The 14,171-nt window shown below is 66.1% G+C and carries 14 protein-coding genes; 5 read left to right on the forward strand and 9 right to left on the reverse strand.

Translation table 11 applies throughout. The features are described 5' to 3' along the window. Positions 1–8 precede the first annotated feature (8 nt). Both cysS and rlmB read left to right on the forward strand, forming a co-directional pair. Positions 9–1,424 carry a cysteine--tRNA ligase gene (gene cysS / locus ASH04_RS02130; protein WP_027494341.1) on the forward strand — a complete coding sequence of 472 codons (1,416 nt, stop codon included), beginning with the start codon at positions 9–11 and terminating at the stop codon, positions 1,422–1,424. Next, complete coding sequence (gene rlmB / locus ASH04_RS02135) at positions 1,424–2,407, forward strand: 23S rRNA (guanosine(2251)-2'-O)-methyltransferase RlmB (RefSeq protein ID WP_027494340.1); 984 nt, start codon at positions 1,424–1,426, stop codon at positions 2,405–2,407. The genes cysS and rlmB overlap by 1 nt, the downstream gene beginning before the upstream one ends. A gap of 17 nt (positions 2,408–2,424) precedes the next feature. Here the strand turns inward: rlmB and ASH04_RS02140 are convergent, their stop codons facing one another. The 6 genes from ASH04_RS02140 to ASH04_RS02165 are packed head-to-tail and all read right to left on the reverse strand — an operon-like array spanning position 2,425 to position 7,426. Next, entirely contained in the window at positions 2,425–3,279 is an 855-nt protein-coding gene (locus ASH04_RS02140) for a biotin-dependent carboxyltransferase family protein (protein ID WP_057472634.1), read from the reverse strand. Continuing rightward, positions 3,276–3,878, reverse strand: a complete 603-nt coding sequence (pxpB, locus tag ASH04_RS02145; RefSeq protein WP_057472635.1) for a 5-oxoprolinase subunit PxpB — start codon at positions 3,876–3,878, stop codon at positions 3,276–3,278. Before pxpB ends, ASH04_RS02140 begins: the two co-directional genes overlap by 4 nt. Beyond that, a complete protein-coding gene (locus ASH04_RS02150) occupies positions 3,878–4,636 on the reverse strand; it encodes a LamB/YcsF family protein (RefSeq protein ID WP_057472636.1) in 759 nt (252 codons plus the stop codon). Before ASH04_RS02150 ends, pxpB begins: the two co-directional genes overlap by 1 nt. Before the next feature lie 10 nt (positions 4,637–4,646). Beyond that, positions 4,647–5,525, reverse strand: a complete 879-nt coding sequence (locus ASH04_RS02155) for a metal ABC transporter permease (RefSeq protein WP_027494336.1) — start codon at positions 5,523–5,525, stop codon at positions 4,647–4,649. After that, positions 5,522–6,355, reverse strand: a complete 834-nt coding sequence (locus ASH04_RS02160; RefSeq protein WP_027494335.1) for a metal ABC transporter ATP-binding protein — start codon at positions 6,353–6,355, stop codon at positions 5,522–5,524. The genes ASH04_RS02155 and ASH04_RS02160 overlap by 4 nt, the downstream gene beginning before the upstream one ends. Positions 6,356–6,403: 48 nt before the next feature. Next, complete coding sequence (locus tag ASH04_RS02165; RefSeq protein ID WP_032386084.1) at positions 6,404–7,426, reverse strand: metal ABC transporter solute-binding protein, Zn/Mn family; 1,023 nt, start codon at positions 7,424–7,426, stop codon at positions 6,404–6,406. Positions 7,427–7,567: 141 nt separating this feature from the next. Between ASH04_RS02165 and ASH04_RS02170 the strand changes: the two genes are divergently transcribed. Beyond that, positions 7,568–8,674 (forward strand): LacI family DNA-binding transcriptional regulator, encoded by a 1,107-nt coding sequence (locus ASH04_RS02170; RefSeq protein WP_032364921.1) that lies wholly within the window; start codon positions 7,568–7,570, stop codon positions 8,672–8,674. Positions 8,675–8,909: 235 nt separating this feature from the next. Here the strand turns inward: ASH04_RS02170 and otsB are convergent, their stop codons facing one another. Further along, positions 8,910–11,462, reverse strand: a complete 2,553-nt coding sequence (gene otsB, locus ASH04_RS02175) for a trehalose-phosphatase (RefSeq protein WP_057472637.1) — start codon at positions 11,460–11,462, stop codon at positions 8,910–8,912. A 59-nt stretch (positions 11,463–11,521) separates the two neighbouring features. Further along, positions 11,522–12,265: a FadR/GntR family transcriptional regulator gene (locus ASH04_RS02180; RefSeq protein ID WP_027494331.1), complete on the reverse strand. Its 744-nt coding sequence runs from the start codon at positions 12,263–12,265 to the stop codon at positions 11,522–11,524. Positions 12,266–12,345: 80 nt separating this feature from the next. Between ASH04_RS02180 and ASH04_RS02185 the strand changes: the two genes are divergently transcribed. Both ASH04_RS02185 and ASH04_RS02190 read left to right on the forward strand, forming a co-directional pair. Further along, positions 12,346–12,906 carry a gluconokinase gene (locus ASH04_RS02185; protein ID WP_032364969.1) on the forward strand — a complete coding sequence of 187 codons (561 nt, stop codon included), beginning with the start codon at positions 12,346–12,348 and terminating at the stop codon, positions 12,904–12,906. Positions 12,907–13,165: 259 nt separating this feature from the next. After that, positions 13,166–13,468 (forward strand): WhiB family transcriptional regulator, encoded by a 303-nt coding sequence (locus tag ASH04_RS02190; RefSeq protein WP_032364923.1) that lies wholly within the window; start codon positions 13,166–13,168, stop codon positions 13,466–13,468. On the opposite strand, the gene ASH04_RS02195 is transcribed toward ASH04_RS02190, so the two are convergent. Next, complete coding sequence (locus tag ASH04_RS02195; RefSeq protein ID WP_057472638.1) at positions 13,441–14,022, reverse strand: GNAT family N-acetyltransferase; 582 nt, start codon at positions 14,020–14,022, stop codon at positions 13,441–13,443. The two genes, ASH04_RS02190 and ASH04_RS02195, sit on opposite strands and share 28 nt — an antisense overlap. Positions 14,023–14,171 lie beyond the last annotated feature (149 nt).

A 14,171-nucleotide genomic window follows, 5' to 3' on the forward strand; every position in this document is an offset into this window, starting at 1 on the left:
TGCTGGTCGTGACCCTTCACCTACACGACACCGAGACGAGGGCCCTGCGGGAATTCACCCCCTTGGTCCCTGGCCATGTATCGGTGTACCTGTGTGGGGCAACGGTGCAGGGTGAGCCTCACATCGGCCACGTACGCAGCGGAGTGGCGTTCGACGTCCTGCGCCGCTGGCTGTTGGCACACGACTACGACGTCGCTTTCGTTCGCAACGTGACGGACATCGACGACAAGATCCTGAACAAGGCGCGCGACGCCGGTCGTCCGTGGTGGGAGTGGGCGGCAACGTACGAGCGTTCGTTCACCTGGGCCTACGACCGACTCGGTGTGCTGCCGCCGTCCGCCGAACCGCGTGCGACGGGCCACATCACTCAGATGGTCCAGATGATCGAGCGGCTGATCGAGCGTGGGCACGCGTACGCCGATTCGTGCGGAGACGTGTACTTCGACGTGCAGAGTTTCCCGAGTTACGGCGCGTTGTCCGGTCACAAGCTCGACGACGTCCACCAGGGTGAGAGCGTTGCCGAGGGCAAGCGCGATCCTCGCGACTTCACGCTGTGGAAGGGTGCCAAGCCCGGCGAGCCCTCGTGGCCGACGCCGTGGGGCCCAGGCCGTCCCGGCTGGCATCTCGAGTGCTCGGCGATGGCGGAGACGTACCTCGGCGCGGACTTCGACATCCATTGTGGCGGACTCGATCTGGTGTTCCCGCATCACGAGAACGAGCGGGCTCAATCCATGGCGGCCGGCGACGGCTTCTCGCGCTACTGGCTGCACAACGGCTGGGTGACGATGGGCGGCGAGAAGATGTCCAAGTCTCTCGGCAACGTCCTCTCGGTACCCAACGTGCTCAAAAAGGTTCGGCCGCAAGAACTTCGGTTCTACCTCGGTGGCGCGCACTATCGCTCGATGCTGGAATACTCCGACACTGCGCTCGAGACCGCGGCGGTGACGTACCGGGGCATCGAAGGATTCGTCCGGCGAGCCGTCGAACGCGCCGGTGACGTGCCGATGGGCAAGTGGACCGCCGGGTTTGCCGCGGCTCTCGACGACGATCTCGGAGTGCCCAAAGCGTTGGCCGAGATTCACGCCACCGTCACCCTCGGCAACACCGCCCTCGAGTCCGGTGATCTACCGGCAGCCGTGGAGCATGCGGGCAGCGTGCGGGCGATGCTCGACATCCTCGGTGTCGACCCCCTCGATCCGCACTGGTCGAGCGACAGTGGTTCGGACGCAGCAGCTCTCGGTGCACTCGGCGTTCTCGTCGAGGCCGAGCTGGAGCGTCGGGCAACGGCGAAGGCGACCAAGGACTGGGCCGTCGCCGACGAGATACGCGATCGACTGGCGCAGGCCGGAGTCGATGTGACAGATACACCCAACGGGCCCGAATGGTCGCTGGGTACGAGCAAGACCGACGAAGCAGGTTTGTGATGGCAGGCAATTCGAGTAGGCGCGGCGCAATCCGCAAGGACGGCACCAAGAAGGGACAGGTCGCCGGATCCGGAGGCAAGCGTCGTAAGGGCCTCGAGGGCCGCGGCGCGACGCCCCCCGCCTCCGAGCGCACCAAGCATCCCGCAGCGCGTCGGGCCAAGCTCGCCGAGAAGTCCGCGCAGAACCGCGGCGCTACCACCGGAGGACGCGCGGGTGGACGCCCGGCCGGACGTAAGGCCGAAGACGGTCCCGAGGTGGTACTCGGGCGCAACCCGGTCGTCGAGTGCCTGCGTGCAGGCGTGCCCGCCACCGCCCTGTGGGTTGCCGTCGGCACCGACAGCGACGATCGACTCAAGGAAGCCGTGCAGCGCGCAGGCGACGCACGGATCTCCATCCTCGAAGTTCCCCGCTCCGATCTGGACAAGCTCAGCGCCAACGGACTGCACCAGGGCCTGGCCCTGCAGGTGCCGCCGTACCGCTACGCGCACCCCGACGATCTGATCTCGAACGCGCGCACGCACCAGGAACCCGCACTGCTGGTGGCGCTCGACAACATCACCGACCCGCGTAACCTCGGTGCCGTCGTGCGTTCGGTGGCCGCGTTCGGTGGCCACGGCGTCGTGATTCCGCAGCGTCGCAGCGCCAGCGTGTCCGCGGTGGCATGGCGCACCAGCGCCGGTGCCGCAGCCCGACTGCCCATCGCGCGGGCGGTCAATCTGACTCGTACACTGAAGGATTGGCAGTCCAAGGGCGTCACCGTCGTCGGCCTCGACGCAGGCGGCGACACCGACCTCGACACCTTCGACGGTAAGGGACCGGTCGTCATCGTCGTCGGTTCCGAGGGCAAGGGCCTCTCCCGTCTGGTCAGCGAGACCTGCGACCACATCCTGTCGATTCCGATGGCCGGGCCGGTCGAGTCGCTCAACGCCTCCGTCGCGGCCGGCGTCGTGCTGGCCGACATCGCGCGTCAGCGTCGAGGCTGAGGTTGCGCGGGGCCTGATCAACCGGCAGCGCGGAACTGGATCCGCGTTCCCGGGGTCAATTGCGCAGCGGTGGACATATCGTTCGTGGTGACGACGGCGATCACCGGATAGCCGCCCGTGACGGGATGGTCGGCGAGAAACAACACCGGCTGTCCCGATGGCGGTACCTGCAGTGCCCCGAGAACCATTCCCTCGCTGGGCAATTCGTCGTCGACCGCGCGGGTCAAGGGCTCCGCGCCGTCGAGCCTGATGCCGACGCGATCCGAATCCTGCGTGACCGTCCATGGCTGCTGCACCAGAACCGATCGGGCATGCTCGGTGAACCAGTCCTCGCGCGGGCCGAACGTGATGTGCAGTGTCTGCTCGAGCGGGTTCGGTACTACGAAATCCGTTGCAGGCCACTGGTCTGTGGCGTCGCCGACCGGGAGCACCGTCCCGGGGGAGAGTCGATCGGGCCCGAGGCCCGACATCGTGTCCGTCGATCTGCTGCCGAGAACCGGAGGGACGTCGACGCCTCCTCGGACGGCGAGGTAGCTGCGCAGACCTGATGTGGGCGGCGACAGAGTCAACTCCTGCCCGGCTCGGACCACGAGCGTCGAATGCAGTCCCTGCACGGTGCCGTCCACGCGGCAGATCACGTGCGCCCCGGTGACGGCCATGACGGCGTCGAACTCGGCTCGGACCTGCAGGCCACCGAACGTGACTTCCAGGGTGGCGGCTCCGGAGTCGTTGCCCACCAGACGGTTTGCCGCATCGTGTGAACGGAGATCCGCTGCACCGGATCGTCCGACGCCCACCGCCGCGTGGCCACGTCGTCCACGATCCTGGACGGTGCACAGCGGTCCCGTCTGCAGGACGGTCAGGGTCTTCATGTCGACTCGAATCGGACGGTGGTGCCGGGTGTGAGCAGTGCAGGTGGAGTGCGCTCGCTGTCCCACAGCGTCACGTCGCTGCGGCCGATCAACTGCCATCCCCCGGGTGAGGATCGCGGGTAGATGCCGGAGAACTCGCCGGCCAGACCCACTGCGCCTGCCGGGACGCTGGTGCGCGGTGAATCACGCCGCGGCACGTGCAGTCGGGTGTCGGTGCCGACGAGGTAGCCGAAGCCGGGCGCGAAGCCTCCGAACGCGACCGTCCAGGTCTGTTCCGTATGCGCTGCAACCACTTCGGCGGTGGACAGGCCCGTCAGGCGGGCGACGTCGTCGAGATCAGCGCCGTCGTAGGTGACGGGAATCGTGACCGCCTCGGATGCGGGAGTGGGGTCGTCGACAGCGGGTTCCAGCGCCGCGACCCACTCGAGTATCGGTGCCGATGCCCCGTCGAAGATCACCAGCACGGTGCGGGCGGCAGGAACCAGATCGACGACCGCGTCCGGCCGTTCGCGGACCATGGACCGGTGGTACGACATGGTCTCGGGCAGGTCGGCGAACTCGATCAGCAGCGCGTTCTCGCCTGCGGGTAGGAGGCGCATCAGACGAAGGGTGTGATATCGACAGCGTTGACGCGCAACAGATCCCGCACGGCATTCGCCATCGCCACTGCGCCGGGGGAGTCGCCGTGCAAGCAGATCGATTCGGCGCGGACTTCGACCGTTGTGCCGTCCACCGCCTCGACCGTACCGTCGGTGATCATCGTCAGTACCCGCTTGGCGACCGCCTCCGGGGCGCTGAGCACGGCTCCCGGTTCCGAGCGCGAGACCAGAGTTCCCTGTGGGGTGTAGGCGCGATCGGCGAAAGCCTCTGCGACCGTGCGTAACCCGACGCGTTCGGCTTCGTCGAGGAATGCCGAACCGGGCAGTCCGAGTACCGGCAGGTGCGGGTCGTACGCGGCTACTGCCTCGGCGACGGCTTTCGCTTGCTCGCGGTGATGCACGATCGCGTTGTACAGCGCACCGTGCGGTTTGACGTACGTGACGGCCGAACCGGCCACTCGGGCAAGGCCGTCGAGGGCACCGATCTGGTAGATCACGTCGGCGGTGAGGTCTGCGGGGGCGACGTCGAGAAAGCGTCGACCGAATCCGGCGAGGTCCTGATAGCCGACCTGAGCCCCGATCCGCACGCCTGCGTTCGCAGCCGAGCGACACGTGCCCAGCAGAGTGGTCGGATCACCGGCGTGAAAGCCGCACGCGACGTTGGCACTGGACACCACTGCGAGCATCGCGTCGTCGTCGCCCAGAGTCCACGCACCGTAGCTTTCGCCGAGATCGGCGTTGAGATCGATGGCCGTCACCTTGGACAGTCTAGGCGGCGACGAGCCGTCCGGAATTGGCCTTGCGGGTTGCCCCGATGCCGCGGCAGAGGAGGTAGATGACGAACGAGATGGTCGTGACGAAAGTCGAGACCGGGAGCCCCGGAGCGAGCGAGAGCAAGATGCCACCGACAGCGGCGATCTCGGCGAAGAGGATGGACAGCAGCGTCGCCTTCAGCGGGCTGGCCGTGACCCGCGCGGCGGCCGCGGCAGGCGTGATGAGCAGCGAGAGCACCAGCAGCGCGCCGACGATCTGCACGCCAAGTGCGCAGGCAACACCGACGAGTACGGCGAACACGACCGAGAGTGCGCGAACGGGGACGCCGCGGGCCAGGGCCACCTCGGGGTCGGTGCTGGCGAACAGCAGCGGCCGGTACACGACGGTGAGGACGATCAGCACGAGGACGGCGCACACCAGCAGCAGCTGGATTCCGCTCTGCCCGACGCCGACGATCTGGCCGATGAGCAACGAGAAGCTGGTGCCTGTTCGGCCCGGGTACAGCCAGATGAACAGCACCGACAGGCCGAGGCCGAACGACATGATGACGCCGATGACCGAGTCGCGGTCGCGGGCCTTGTTGCCGAGGAGGGCGAACATCACCGCGGCGACGACGGATCCGACGATGGCCCCGAGTCCGACGGTGATACCGACGAGCAGTGCTGCGGACGCACCGGTGAGGGAGAGTTCACTCGATCCGTGCACCGCGAAGGCCCACTGCCTACTGACGATGAGCGGTCCGAGCGCGCCGGCGAGCAAGCCGAGAATGGCAGCGGCGATCAACGCCTGCTGAACGAAGTCGTAGCTCAGCAGATTCGCTGTGGTGTCGAAGTCGAGCATTTTCGAGAATGCGTCGAGAACCTTCTCGTTCATGCCTTGTCTTCTCCGTCGTGCGGTACGGGTGGGTGGTGGGCGCCGGCCGAGCCGAGCGCATCGATCGAGTCGCCGGTTCCGACGACGACGAGCCGGCCGCGAACCTTCAGCACCTCGACCTCGGTGCCGTACAGCTCGGACAACACCTCGGTGGTCATGACGTCCTCGGGAGTCCCGATCCGGAACCGGCCGTCGACGATGTAGACGACGCGGTCGACGAGCGGAAGGATCGGGTTGATCTCGTGCGTCACGAACAGCACGGCTGTGTCGTGCTCCCGCCGTCGGCGATCGATGAGGCCGGAGACCAACGATTGGTTGGCGAGGTCGAGGCTGAGCAGGGGCTCGTCGCACAGCAGTACCGACGGATCGCCGACGAGTGCCTGGGCGATCCGCAGTCGCTGCTGTTCACCACCGGACATCGAGCCGACCGGTGCGCCGGCGAAGGAATTGGCGTCGACCTGATCGATGGCGCGCTGCACCGTCTCCTTGCGCTGCCGCATGCCGCGCAGTCCCATGCCCCATTTGTGGCCGTCCCAGCCCAGACCGACGAGATCGCGTCCGCGTAGCGGCAGATCGTCGTCGATGTTGCGTTGCTGGGGGACGTACCCCACGCCCGACTGGCCGCGGCGAACGGGACTGCCGCCGATCGAAGCGGTGCCGGACGTGAGGTGGTTCTGACCGAGCAGCACCTTGAGCAACGACGTCTTACCCGACCCGTTGGGGCCGAGGACGGCGACGAACTCGCCCGCCGCGACGGACAGATCCAGGTTCTGCCAGAGTGTGCGGTCGCCGAAGGCCAGTCCGGCATCGCGCAGTTCTACAGCAGGCATGCGTTACAGCTTTCCATCAGCTGCCCACCGTTCGGGAGGCGGATCGGCTCACGGGTTGGTGCTGAGCGCGGCCTGCAGGTCCGTCGCGGCCTTGGTCTGCCACTCGATGAACGTCATCCCGGCGGGCAGAGTTTCGGTGACCTCGACGACGGGGATGCCCGCAGCCTCGCTGGTGGTGCGAATGTCCTGTGTGACAGCGTCTTCGGTCTGAGTGTTGTAGACCAGCGCGCGGACGGACTTGGACGTGAACAGATCCCGTGTCGAGGCGATCGATGCGGGCGACGGGTCGTTGCCCTCCTCGATGGCGTCCTTGAAGTCCTCGGGAGTGCGGTCGTCGAGATCGGACTCCTCGAGGAGGTAGTGCGCGATCGGTTCGGTCTGTGCCACCGGTGCGTTCGGGAACTCGGCGGCGATCCGGTCCGTCACGTCGGTGATGGCGTGGATCTGCTCATGGAACGTTTCGGCGTTGGCGGTGTACTGCGCGGCGTTGTCCGGGTCGAGCTGACCGAGCTTGTCGGCGATCTCCTCGGCGGTGTGCGCTGCGACCTCGGCGTTGTACCAGACGTGTTCGTTGACCTCACCGTGCGAGTGGCCGTCTTCGGTCGCGGGCTCGGTTGCGGACTCTGTTGCTGCCTCGGACGTCGTCTCGGAGTCGTGATCGTGGTCCGCGTCGAGCAACGTGAAGGCATCGACGGACGGCACGTCCTTGCCCTCGGAGCCGAGGATGTCCTCGATGAACTGGTCGTAGCCACCGCCGTTGTAGACCACCAAGGACGCCTCGGCAACCGCGGCAGCGTCACCGGGGCTCGCCTCGTACGAGTGTGGATCTGCCGACGGGTCGGCGATGATCGACTTCACGGTGGCCAGGTCGCCCGCAACGGCCTCGGCAACGCTGCCCCACACGTTCGTGGACGCGACGATCGTGATCGGACCGTCGACGGGGTTGGCCGGAGCGGACTCGGTGCTCGTCGGCTCGTTCGAGCTGCACGCGGTCAGTGCCAGCGCGGCAGCGCAGGTCAGGCCGATGAGGGCCGAGCTCTTGACCCGAGACGGGCGGTGGAAGGACGACATCGATGTACTCCTGAAGGCAGGGCTTGACGCTAATGGAAACCGTTACCGTTGTACTCTAGCTCTCGGGCGGGCTCGGTATCGAATCGGACGAGCCCAACCTCGATTTTCACTGCAGCGTGGTGTGGGACTAACGTCCCGGTTATGGCCAGGTCAAGCGAGCCCCGACGTCAAGCGACGTTGGCGTCGATCGCAGCCGAGCTGAAGGTATCGCGAACCACCGTCTCGAACGCCTACAACCGACCCGATCAACTCTCGCCCGAACTGCGCGAACGCGTTCTCCAGGCAGCCAAGCGACGCGGTTACGCAGGCCCGGACCCGGTCGCGCGATCGCTGCGCACCCGCAAAGCCGGAGCCATCGGACTACTGCTCACCGAAGCCCTCAGCTACTCGTTCCGCGACCCCGCCGCCATGAGCTTCCTCGCCGGTCTCGCCGAATCCTGCGAGGCCGCAGGACAAGGGCTGCTGCTCATCCCCGCCGGAGCCGAACGCGACGACGTCCAAGCCGCAGCCGTCGTCCAACAAGCAGGAGTCGACGGGTTCGTCGTCTACTCCGTCGCCGACGACGACCCCTACCTGGCCGCAGTGCGCGAACGACACCTACCGATCGTCGTGTGCGACCAACCCCGCAACATCCCCGAGGCCGCCCTCGTCGCAATCGACGACCGCGTCGCCATGAAAATGCTCGCCGCACATCTGATCTCGCTGGGACACGAACATCTTGCAGTGCTGTGCATGCGGCTCGGACGCGACCGCCGCGATGGCGTCGTACCCCCGGGGCGGCTGGCCGACAGTCACTTCCACGTCCAACGTGAACGCATCGCCGGAGTCCAGGCCGCGATGATCGACGCCGGACTCGACCCCGACACCCTCACCGTCGTCGAACGATTCGACCACACCGTGCGCTCCGGCCACTCCGCCGCAGCCCAGGCACTACAGGCCAACCGCGAGACCACCGCACTGCTCTGCACCACCGACGTCATCGCCCTCGGTGCACTCAACTTCGCCAGAGTCTCGGGAATCGATGTGCCGAGCCAACTCTCGGTCACCGGATTCGACGGCATCTCCGACGCCATTCGCGAGAACCTGACCACCGTGCGCCAGGACGCCGAGGAAAAAGGCCGCCGCGCAGGCAAACTGGTGCTCTCGTCCTCGCACTCGGGCATCGTCGCCGCCGAAACCCTCCCGACCGAACTCTTCCGCGGCCGCACCGCAGCACCGCCGCCGGCTCAACCGCCCGCAATCGCCTGAGCTGTCCTCGCGCGCTCACTCCAGATTTGCGCCCCAGATTTGCGCCCCAGATCTGCGCCCCTTTTGGGATCAATGTGGGTTTCAGTCACTCAGAGTGCAACAAAGCCACATTCATTCAGTGTCGGTTGGAACCCCGTTCGGGATGAATGTGGATTTCAGTCAGTCTGACTGCAACAAAGGCGCATTGATCCCAACTGGGGAGGAGTGAACCGGGTGCGCGAGGCGGGGCGGGGGGTCATGCAGGCTGAGCGCTGAGCAATCTCGCGCAGCGCAGCAGACCAAGGTGACTGTAGGCCTGGGGGTGGTTGCCTAGCGATCGTTCGGCAATCGGGTCGTATTCCTCACTGAGCAGTCCGGTCGGTCCGGCGGCGCTGACGAGTTGAGCGAACAGAGCCTCGGCCTCGGCGCGTTGGCCCACCAGCAGGTATGCCTCGACGAGCCACGCTGCGCAGAGGTGGAATCCGCCCTCGCCGCCGGGAAGACCGTCGTCGTGGCGGTAGCGGTAGACCGTCGATCCGCTGCGCAGTTCGGCTTCGGTTGCGGTAACGGTGGCTGCGAAACGCGGGTCCGACGGCTCGATCAGTCCGGACAGGCCGATGTACAGCGTCGCGGCGTCGAGGTCGGTGCCGTCGTATGCGGCGGTGAAGGACTGCACTTCGTCGTTCCAACCGTTGGCGAGCACTTCTTCTCGGATGGTGTCACGAAGCTCGGACCAGCTCGATTCGGCTGTGCGGCCGAAGGTTTCGGCCAGACCGATGGCGCGGTCCACCGTCGTCCAGCCCATCACCTTCGAGTAGACATGGTGGCGGGGATTGTCTCGGATCTCCCAGATGCCGTGATCGGGTTCGAACCAGCGTCGCTCGACGGCTTCGACCATCGCGCGGACGAGGTCCCAGTCGTCGTCGGAGAGGCCGTTCTCGGACCCCGCGGCCTTGCGGGCGTGTGCGAGGGCGGACACCAATTCGACGATGGGCCCGAAGACGTCGAGCTGAACCTGTTGGTTGGCAGCGTTTCCCACGCGGACCGGACGTGAACCCGCGTAGCCGGGCAGCTCGTCGATGACGGCCTCGGGTGGCAGGCCCAGGCCCCAGATGGTGTAGAGCGGGTGCAGGCGTTCGGGTCCCGACACCGATTCGAGTACCCCGTGGATCCACGACAGGTAGTTCTCGGCCTCGGCTGTCGATCCGACGTCGACCAGTGCGGTCGCGGTCAATGCTGCGTCGCGCAGCCAGCAGTATCGGTAATCCCAGTTGCGCACTCCACCAATGTCTTCGGGCAGTGACGTGGTGGCGGCGGCCATGATCGAACCGGACTCGGCGTGCACGAGGCCGCGCAGCGTCAGGGCCGATCGCTTCATCAGGTCGCGCTTGAGCGGCGGCAGATTCAGGCCGTCGGCCCAGTCCTTCCAGTACGACTCCGATGCTCGACGCCGTTCGACCTCGGGCCACGGGTGCTCGCTCAGATCGTCTGTGCCGAGCCGTAATTCGAGAACGATCGGCCCGTTCGACGGGTCGACCTCGGCGTGGGCCGATTGCTGGGATCCGTCGGAGACGATGTTCCAGGTGACACCGGGGCTGCGCAGGACCATCGGGTCCGCGGTGCCGAGGATGCGCAGTCCGTCGACGTCGGGTTCCAGTGACGCCCAAGCCTTTCCGAACTCCGGACGCGGCGCGAACGTGACGATGGCCGGTGCCTTACCGGTGATGACGCGGGTCAGCGCGGTCTGGCCCTGGCCGATGTCGTGCGGCAGGTAGTCGGTGACCTGCAGGCTGGCCCACTTGGTCTGCACGGTCATCGTGCCGTCCACGTACTGCTGGCTCAACGGAAGCGATGCGCGGACGGGTCCGATGCTGAAGTGTCCGGCCTGATCGCCGCCGAGCAGGTGCGCGAACACCGCTGCCGAATCGGGCTCGGGGTGACAGAGCCAGGTGACGTCGGCATCGGGAGTGAGCAGCGCGACGGCGTTGGGGCTGGCCAACATCGTCAGTCGTTCGATGCGTGGGGCGTCCGCTCCGGAAAGCCATTGCCGACGCTCCTCGAGCAGGAACGCCAGTGCCAGTGCCACGTGCTCGGTGCTGTCGATACGGAATTCGGCGAGAGTATCGCCCGGTCCGATCTTGACCCCGATGTCGGGTCCGTGCAGGTGGCCGAATGCCTTCTCGTCGGTGACGTCGTCGCCGAAAAAGACTGCGGCAGTGGAGGCTTCCTGATGTCTGAGGATATCGAGGGCGACGCCCTTGTCGGTGATGATGACGGCCAGCTCGATGACGGACTTGCCTTCGGTCACCTGGACGCCGTCGCGTGCGGCAGCACCGGAACGCACGGCGGCCAGGGCTTCCTCGCCCGCGGCGGGCTCGGCGTTGCGCACGTGCAGTGCGACGCTGGCCGGCTTGGTTTCGATACTCACGCCCGGATGGGCGTCGGCGATGGCTTGGAGCTCGCCGGTGATGACGGTGAGGAGCTTCTTGGCGTCGTCGTCGATGGCGTTGACGAACCCGGCGTCGAACTCGCTGCCGTGGCTGCCCACGAGCTGCACCTCGGACGGCAATCGCGAGAGGATCGCGAGATCGCGAAGAGCGCGGCCGGAGATGACCGCAGCGTTGGTGCCGGCGAGGGAGGCGAGCCCGCGCATGGCGCTGACGGACTCGGGGTGCGGAAAGGCCTTCTGCGGGTCGGAGACGATCGGAGCCATGGTTCCGTCGTAATCGGACGCGACGAGCAAGCGCGGAGTCCGAGCGACTCCGACGAGTGCGCGGCGAAGTTCGAGCGGCAATTCGAGAGCAGTCACGCGTCGAATCTAGGCGATGAACCTCGTCTCGGCGTACCTGGCTTCGTGCGCCCGGTGCATCACTGCTGGTCGGGAACCAGACCGGGCGACGGCGTCACACCGGAAGCAGCCGACATCGACCTCGCGGACTTGGTGACGATGGCCAACATCGCTCGCTGGGCGGCGTCGGCGTCACCGGACTGGATGGAGGACGCGACCACTCCGTGCAAGCGAATGGCCTCGGGGTCTGCTTGCCGCGACATCAAGGCATGGCGGGTGCGTCCGGCGAGTACCTCGACGACGATGTCCGACATCGACCGCAACATGGGATTGCCCGACGCCTCCAGCAGTGTGCGGTGAAAGTTGCAGTCGTGTTCGAGGTAGGCCTCCGAGTCCGCGGACCGCGACGTCGACGACATTCCGATGACGGCAGCGGTGAGCGCCCCGCAGTGCTCGGGGGTGGCTCGGTGGGCAGCGAGTTTGGCTGCCAAAGGTTCGATACCCGACCGCAGTTCGCTGAGCAGCAGCAGCTGCTCGGCGCGGGCAGGCCCGGCCAGTTGCCAGCGGATGACCACCGGGTCGAGGGAGTTCCAGTTCTGCGAACCCAGCACCGTGATGCCGACGCGTCGCCGAACGGTGAGCAGGCCCAGCGACTCGAGAACACGAACGACTTCGCGCACCACGGTTCGCGATACGGCGAACCGCACGGCGACGTCGTCGGCCGAGATTCGGGTGCCACTCGGGATCGCGCCACTCACTATGTCGCGCCCGAGCTCGTCGAGCACCGAATCGTGGAGTTGGCGAAAATCGTTGGTCTCGGTCATGTCCGATCGATCGTCCCACGGGTTGCCCGGTTTCTCGCGTCTGTCCGATCCCGATGCACCGGATGGAGCAGTATCGAGGCATGGCAGCAGAGAAGACAGGCAGAGCGCACCATCCGGTTCTCGTGGTGATGGGGGTATCCGGATCGGGCAAATCAACCGTGGCAGGCATCCTCGCCGGAGCCTTGAAATGGGACCTCCAAGAGGGCGACGACCTGCACCCGGACGCCAACGTCGCGAAGATGGCGTCGGGTCAGCCCCTGACCGACGAGGACCGATGGCCGTGGCTCGACATCATCGCCGAGTGGATCACCGACCACACCAGCACGGGACGATCGGGAATCGTGACGTGCTCGGCACTCAAACGGTCGTATCGGGACGTACTGAGCGCAGGGGCCAGGGACGGGGCACCGGTGATCTTCGTGCATCTGGCCGGAACCAAGGACCGAATCAGCGGGCGTCTGAATGCACGGATGGACCACTTCATGCCGTCCTCGCTGCTCGACACCCAGATCTCGACACTGGAACCCCTCGGCGACGACGAGAACGCCATCGTCGTCGACATCGGCCCGCCGCCGACCAAGATCGCCGAACACGTCCTCGTCGAACTCGAAAAACGCGCAGGAATGTCCGAAAGCCACTGAGTGCTGCCTGCCTTGGTCCTCTCGCTCCCCACCCGGGTTCGGATCAATGCGGGATTCAGTCGGTCAGAGTGCGGCAATGGGACATTGATCCACACCCGGGGGCCGAAACAGCGCAGAGGTCCGGGGCGGAGTGTCCGGTAAGTGCATATTCCAAGCAAGCGCGCTTGATTTTAAGTACTACGAATGACCGAAAGGACTTGTAAAAGTACGACGAATGCGAGAAGGTGAGCTTGTTCACTTTTCAGTGAGGAGACAGCTCATGGTGCGAGGCGCACCCGCCAGGCCGGTCCAACTTCCCGTTCCCAATGCAGATGTCTGGGACTGGCAACTCGACGGTCTGTGTCGTGGTCTCGACTCGTCCGTGTTCTTCCATCCCGAGGGGGAGCGAGGCCGTGCCCGCGCCACGCGGGAAAAGACCGCCAAGCAGGTCTGCGGCCGGTGCCCGGTGCTCGAGCAATGCCGTCAGCACGCACTCGAAGCGAACGAGCCGTACGGCGTGTGGGGCGGAATGTCTGCACACGATCGCGCAGACTTCTACCGCGGAGCCGTTCGTACCGCTTGATCCTGCTGTGCCGGTGCTGCGGAGACTTCGTAGACGATCTCGAGGCCGTCCTCGTCATCCCATTGCTCACCCACTTCGATGAACGCGAAGCTCTCGATGAGGGCCAGCGAGGGCGTGTTGTTCGGGCTGACGGTGGCGCGAACAGTACGCACGTTCTTGTGTTGCCGTGCAACGGCGAGAAGGGTTTCTACCGAACGTCGGGCATGGCCTCGTCGACGAAACTCAGGATCGACTCGGTACCCGATCTCCACCATCCCCGTCTCGTCGGGAGCTCCGTGGAAGCCGGCCACGCCGACTGGCATGGCGACGTTCGGGTCGACCATCAGCCGCGTGATCCACGATGCATCACCGGGGATGTCGATGATCTGCTCGCTTCTCCTCCGCCACAGGCTGCGGCATTCGACCCCGGCGAGATAGGGCGAAACACGGTGGTGTGATGCGGGAATCGACTGTCCCGTTGCCAAGGCATGCAGCATCTCCGCGGGAATTGCGTCCAGGCGAAGTCGTGACAGCTGGGGCTGGGGATGACGCCACGGGGCACTGGTCATAGTCATTGGCGATACCTTTCCACTCTTTCCCGCCGATCAGCCTTTCATTCTCGGTCCTCGATGAGGTCGAGCACAACGCCGCTCGAGTCGAAGCCGAAACGGGAGTTGAGCGGCATGGGGTGTGCTTCAGGTTTCAAATCTTCGATACCTTGGCG

Origin of the sequence: Rhodococcus sp. Leaf233 (assembly GCF_001426165.1) — a bacterium.
Classification (GTDB): domain Bacteria; phylum Actinomycetota; class Actinomycetes; order Mycobacteriales; family Mycobacteriaceae; genus Rhodococcoides; species Rhodococcoides fascians.

What these genes read in the sequence shown, in the direction of transcription:
- ASH04_RS02180 (WP_027494331.1), bottom strand. Translation starts at nt 12,265, where the DNA reads ATGACCGAGACCAACGATTTTCGCCAACTCCACGATTCGGTGCTCGAC.
- pxpB (WP_057472635.1), bottom strand. Translation starts at nt 3,878, where the DNA reads ATGCGCCTCCTACCCGCAGGCGAGAACGCGCTGCTGATCGAGTTCGCC.
- ASH04_RS02190 (WP_032364923.1), top strand. Translation starts at nt 13,166, where the DNA reads ATGGTGCGAGGCGCACCCGCCAGGCCGGTCCAACTTCCCGTTCCCAAT.
- ASH04_RS02195 (WP_057472638.1), bottom strand. Translation starts at nt 14,022, where the DNA reads ATGACTATGACCAGTGCCCCGTGGCGTCATCCCCAGCCCCAGCTGTCA.
- ASH04_RS02185 (WP_032364969.1), top strand. Translation starts at nt 12,346, where the DNA reads ATGGCAGCAGAGAAGACAGGCAGAGCGCACCATCCGGTTCTCGTGGTG.
- ASH04_RS02140 (WP_057472634.1), bottom strand. Translation starts at nt 3,279, where the DNA reads ATGAAGACCCTGACCGTCCTGCAGACGGGACCGCTGTGCACCGTCCAG.
- ASH04_RS02160 (WP_027494335.1), bottom strand. Translation starts at nt 6,355, where the DNA reads ATGCCTGCTGTAGAACTGCGCGATGCCGGACTGGCCTTCGGCGACCGC.
- ASH04_RS02170 (WP_032364921.1), top strand. Translation starts at nt 7,568, where the DNA reads ATGGCCAGGTCAAGCGAGCCCCGACGTCAAGCGACGTTGGCGTCGATC.
- rlmB (WP_027494340.1), top strand. Translation starts at nt 1,424, where the DNA reads ATGGCAGGCAATTCGAGTAGGCGCGGCGCAATCCGCAAGGACGGCACC.
- ASH04_RS02165 (WP_032386084.1), bottom strand. Translation starts at nt 7,426, where the DNA reads ATGTCGTCCTTCCACCGCCCGTCTCGGGTCAAGAGCTCGGCCCTCATC.
- ASH04_RS02155 (WP_027494336.1), bottom strand. Translation starts at nt 5,525, where the DNA reads ATGAACGAGAAGGTTCTCGACGCATTCTCGAAAATGCTCGACTTCGAC.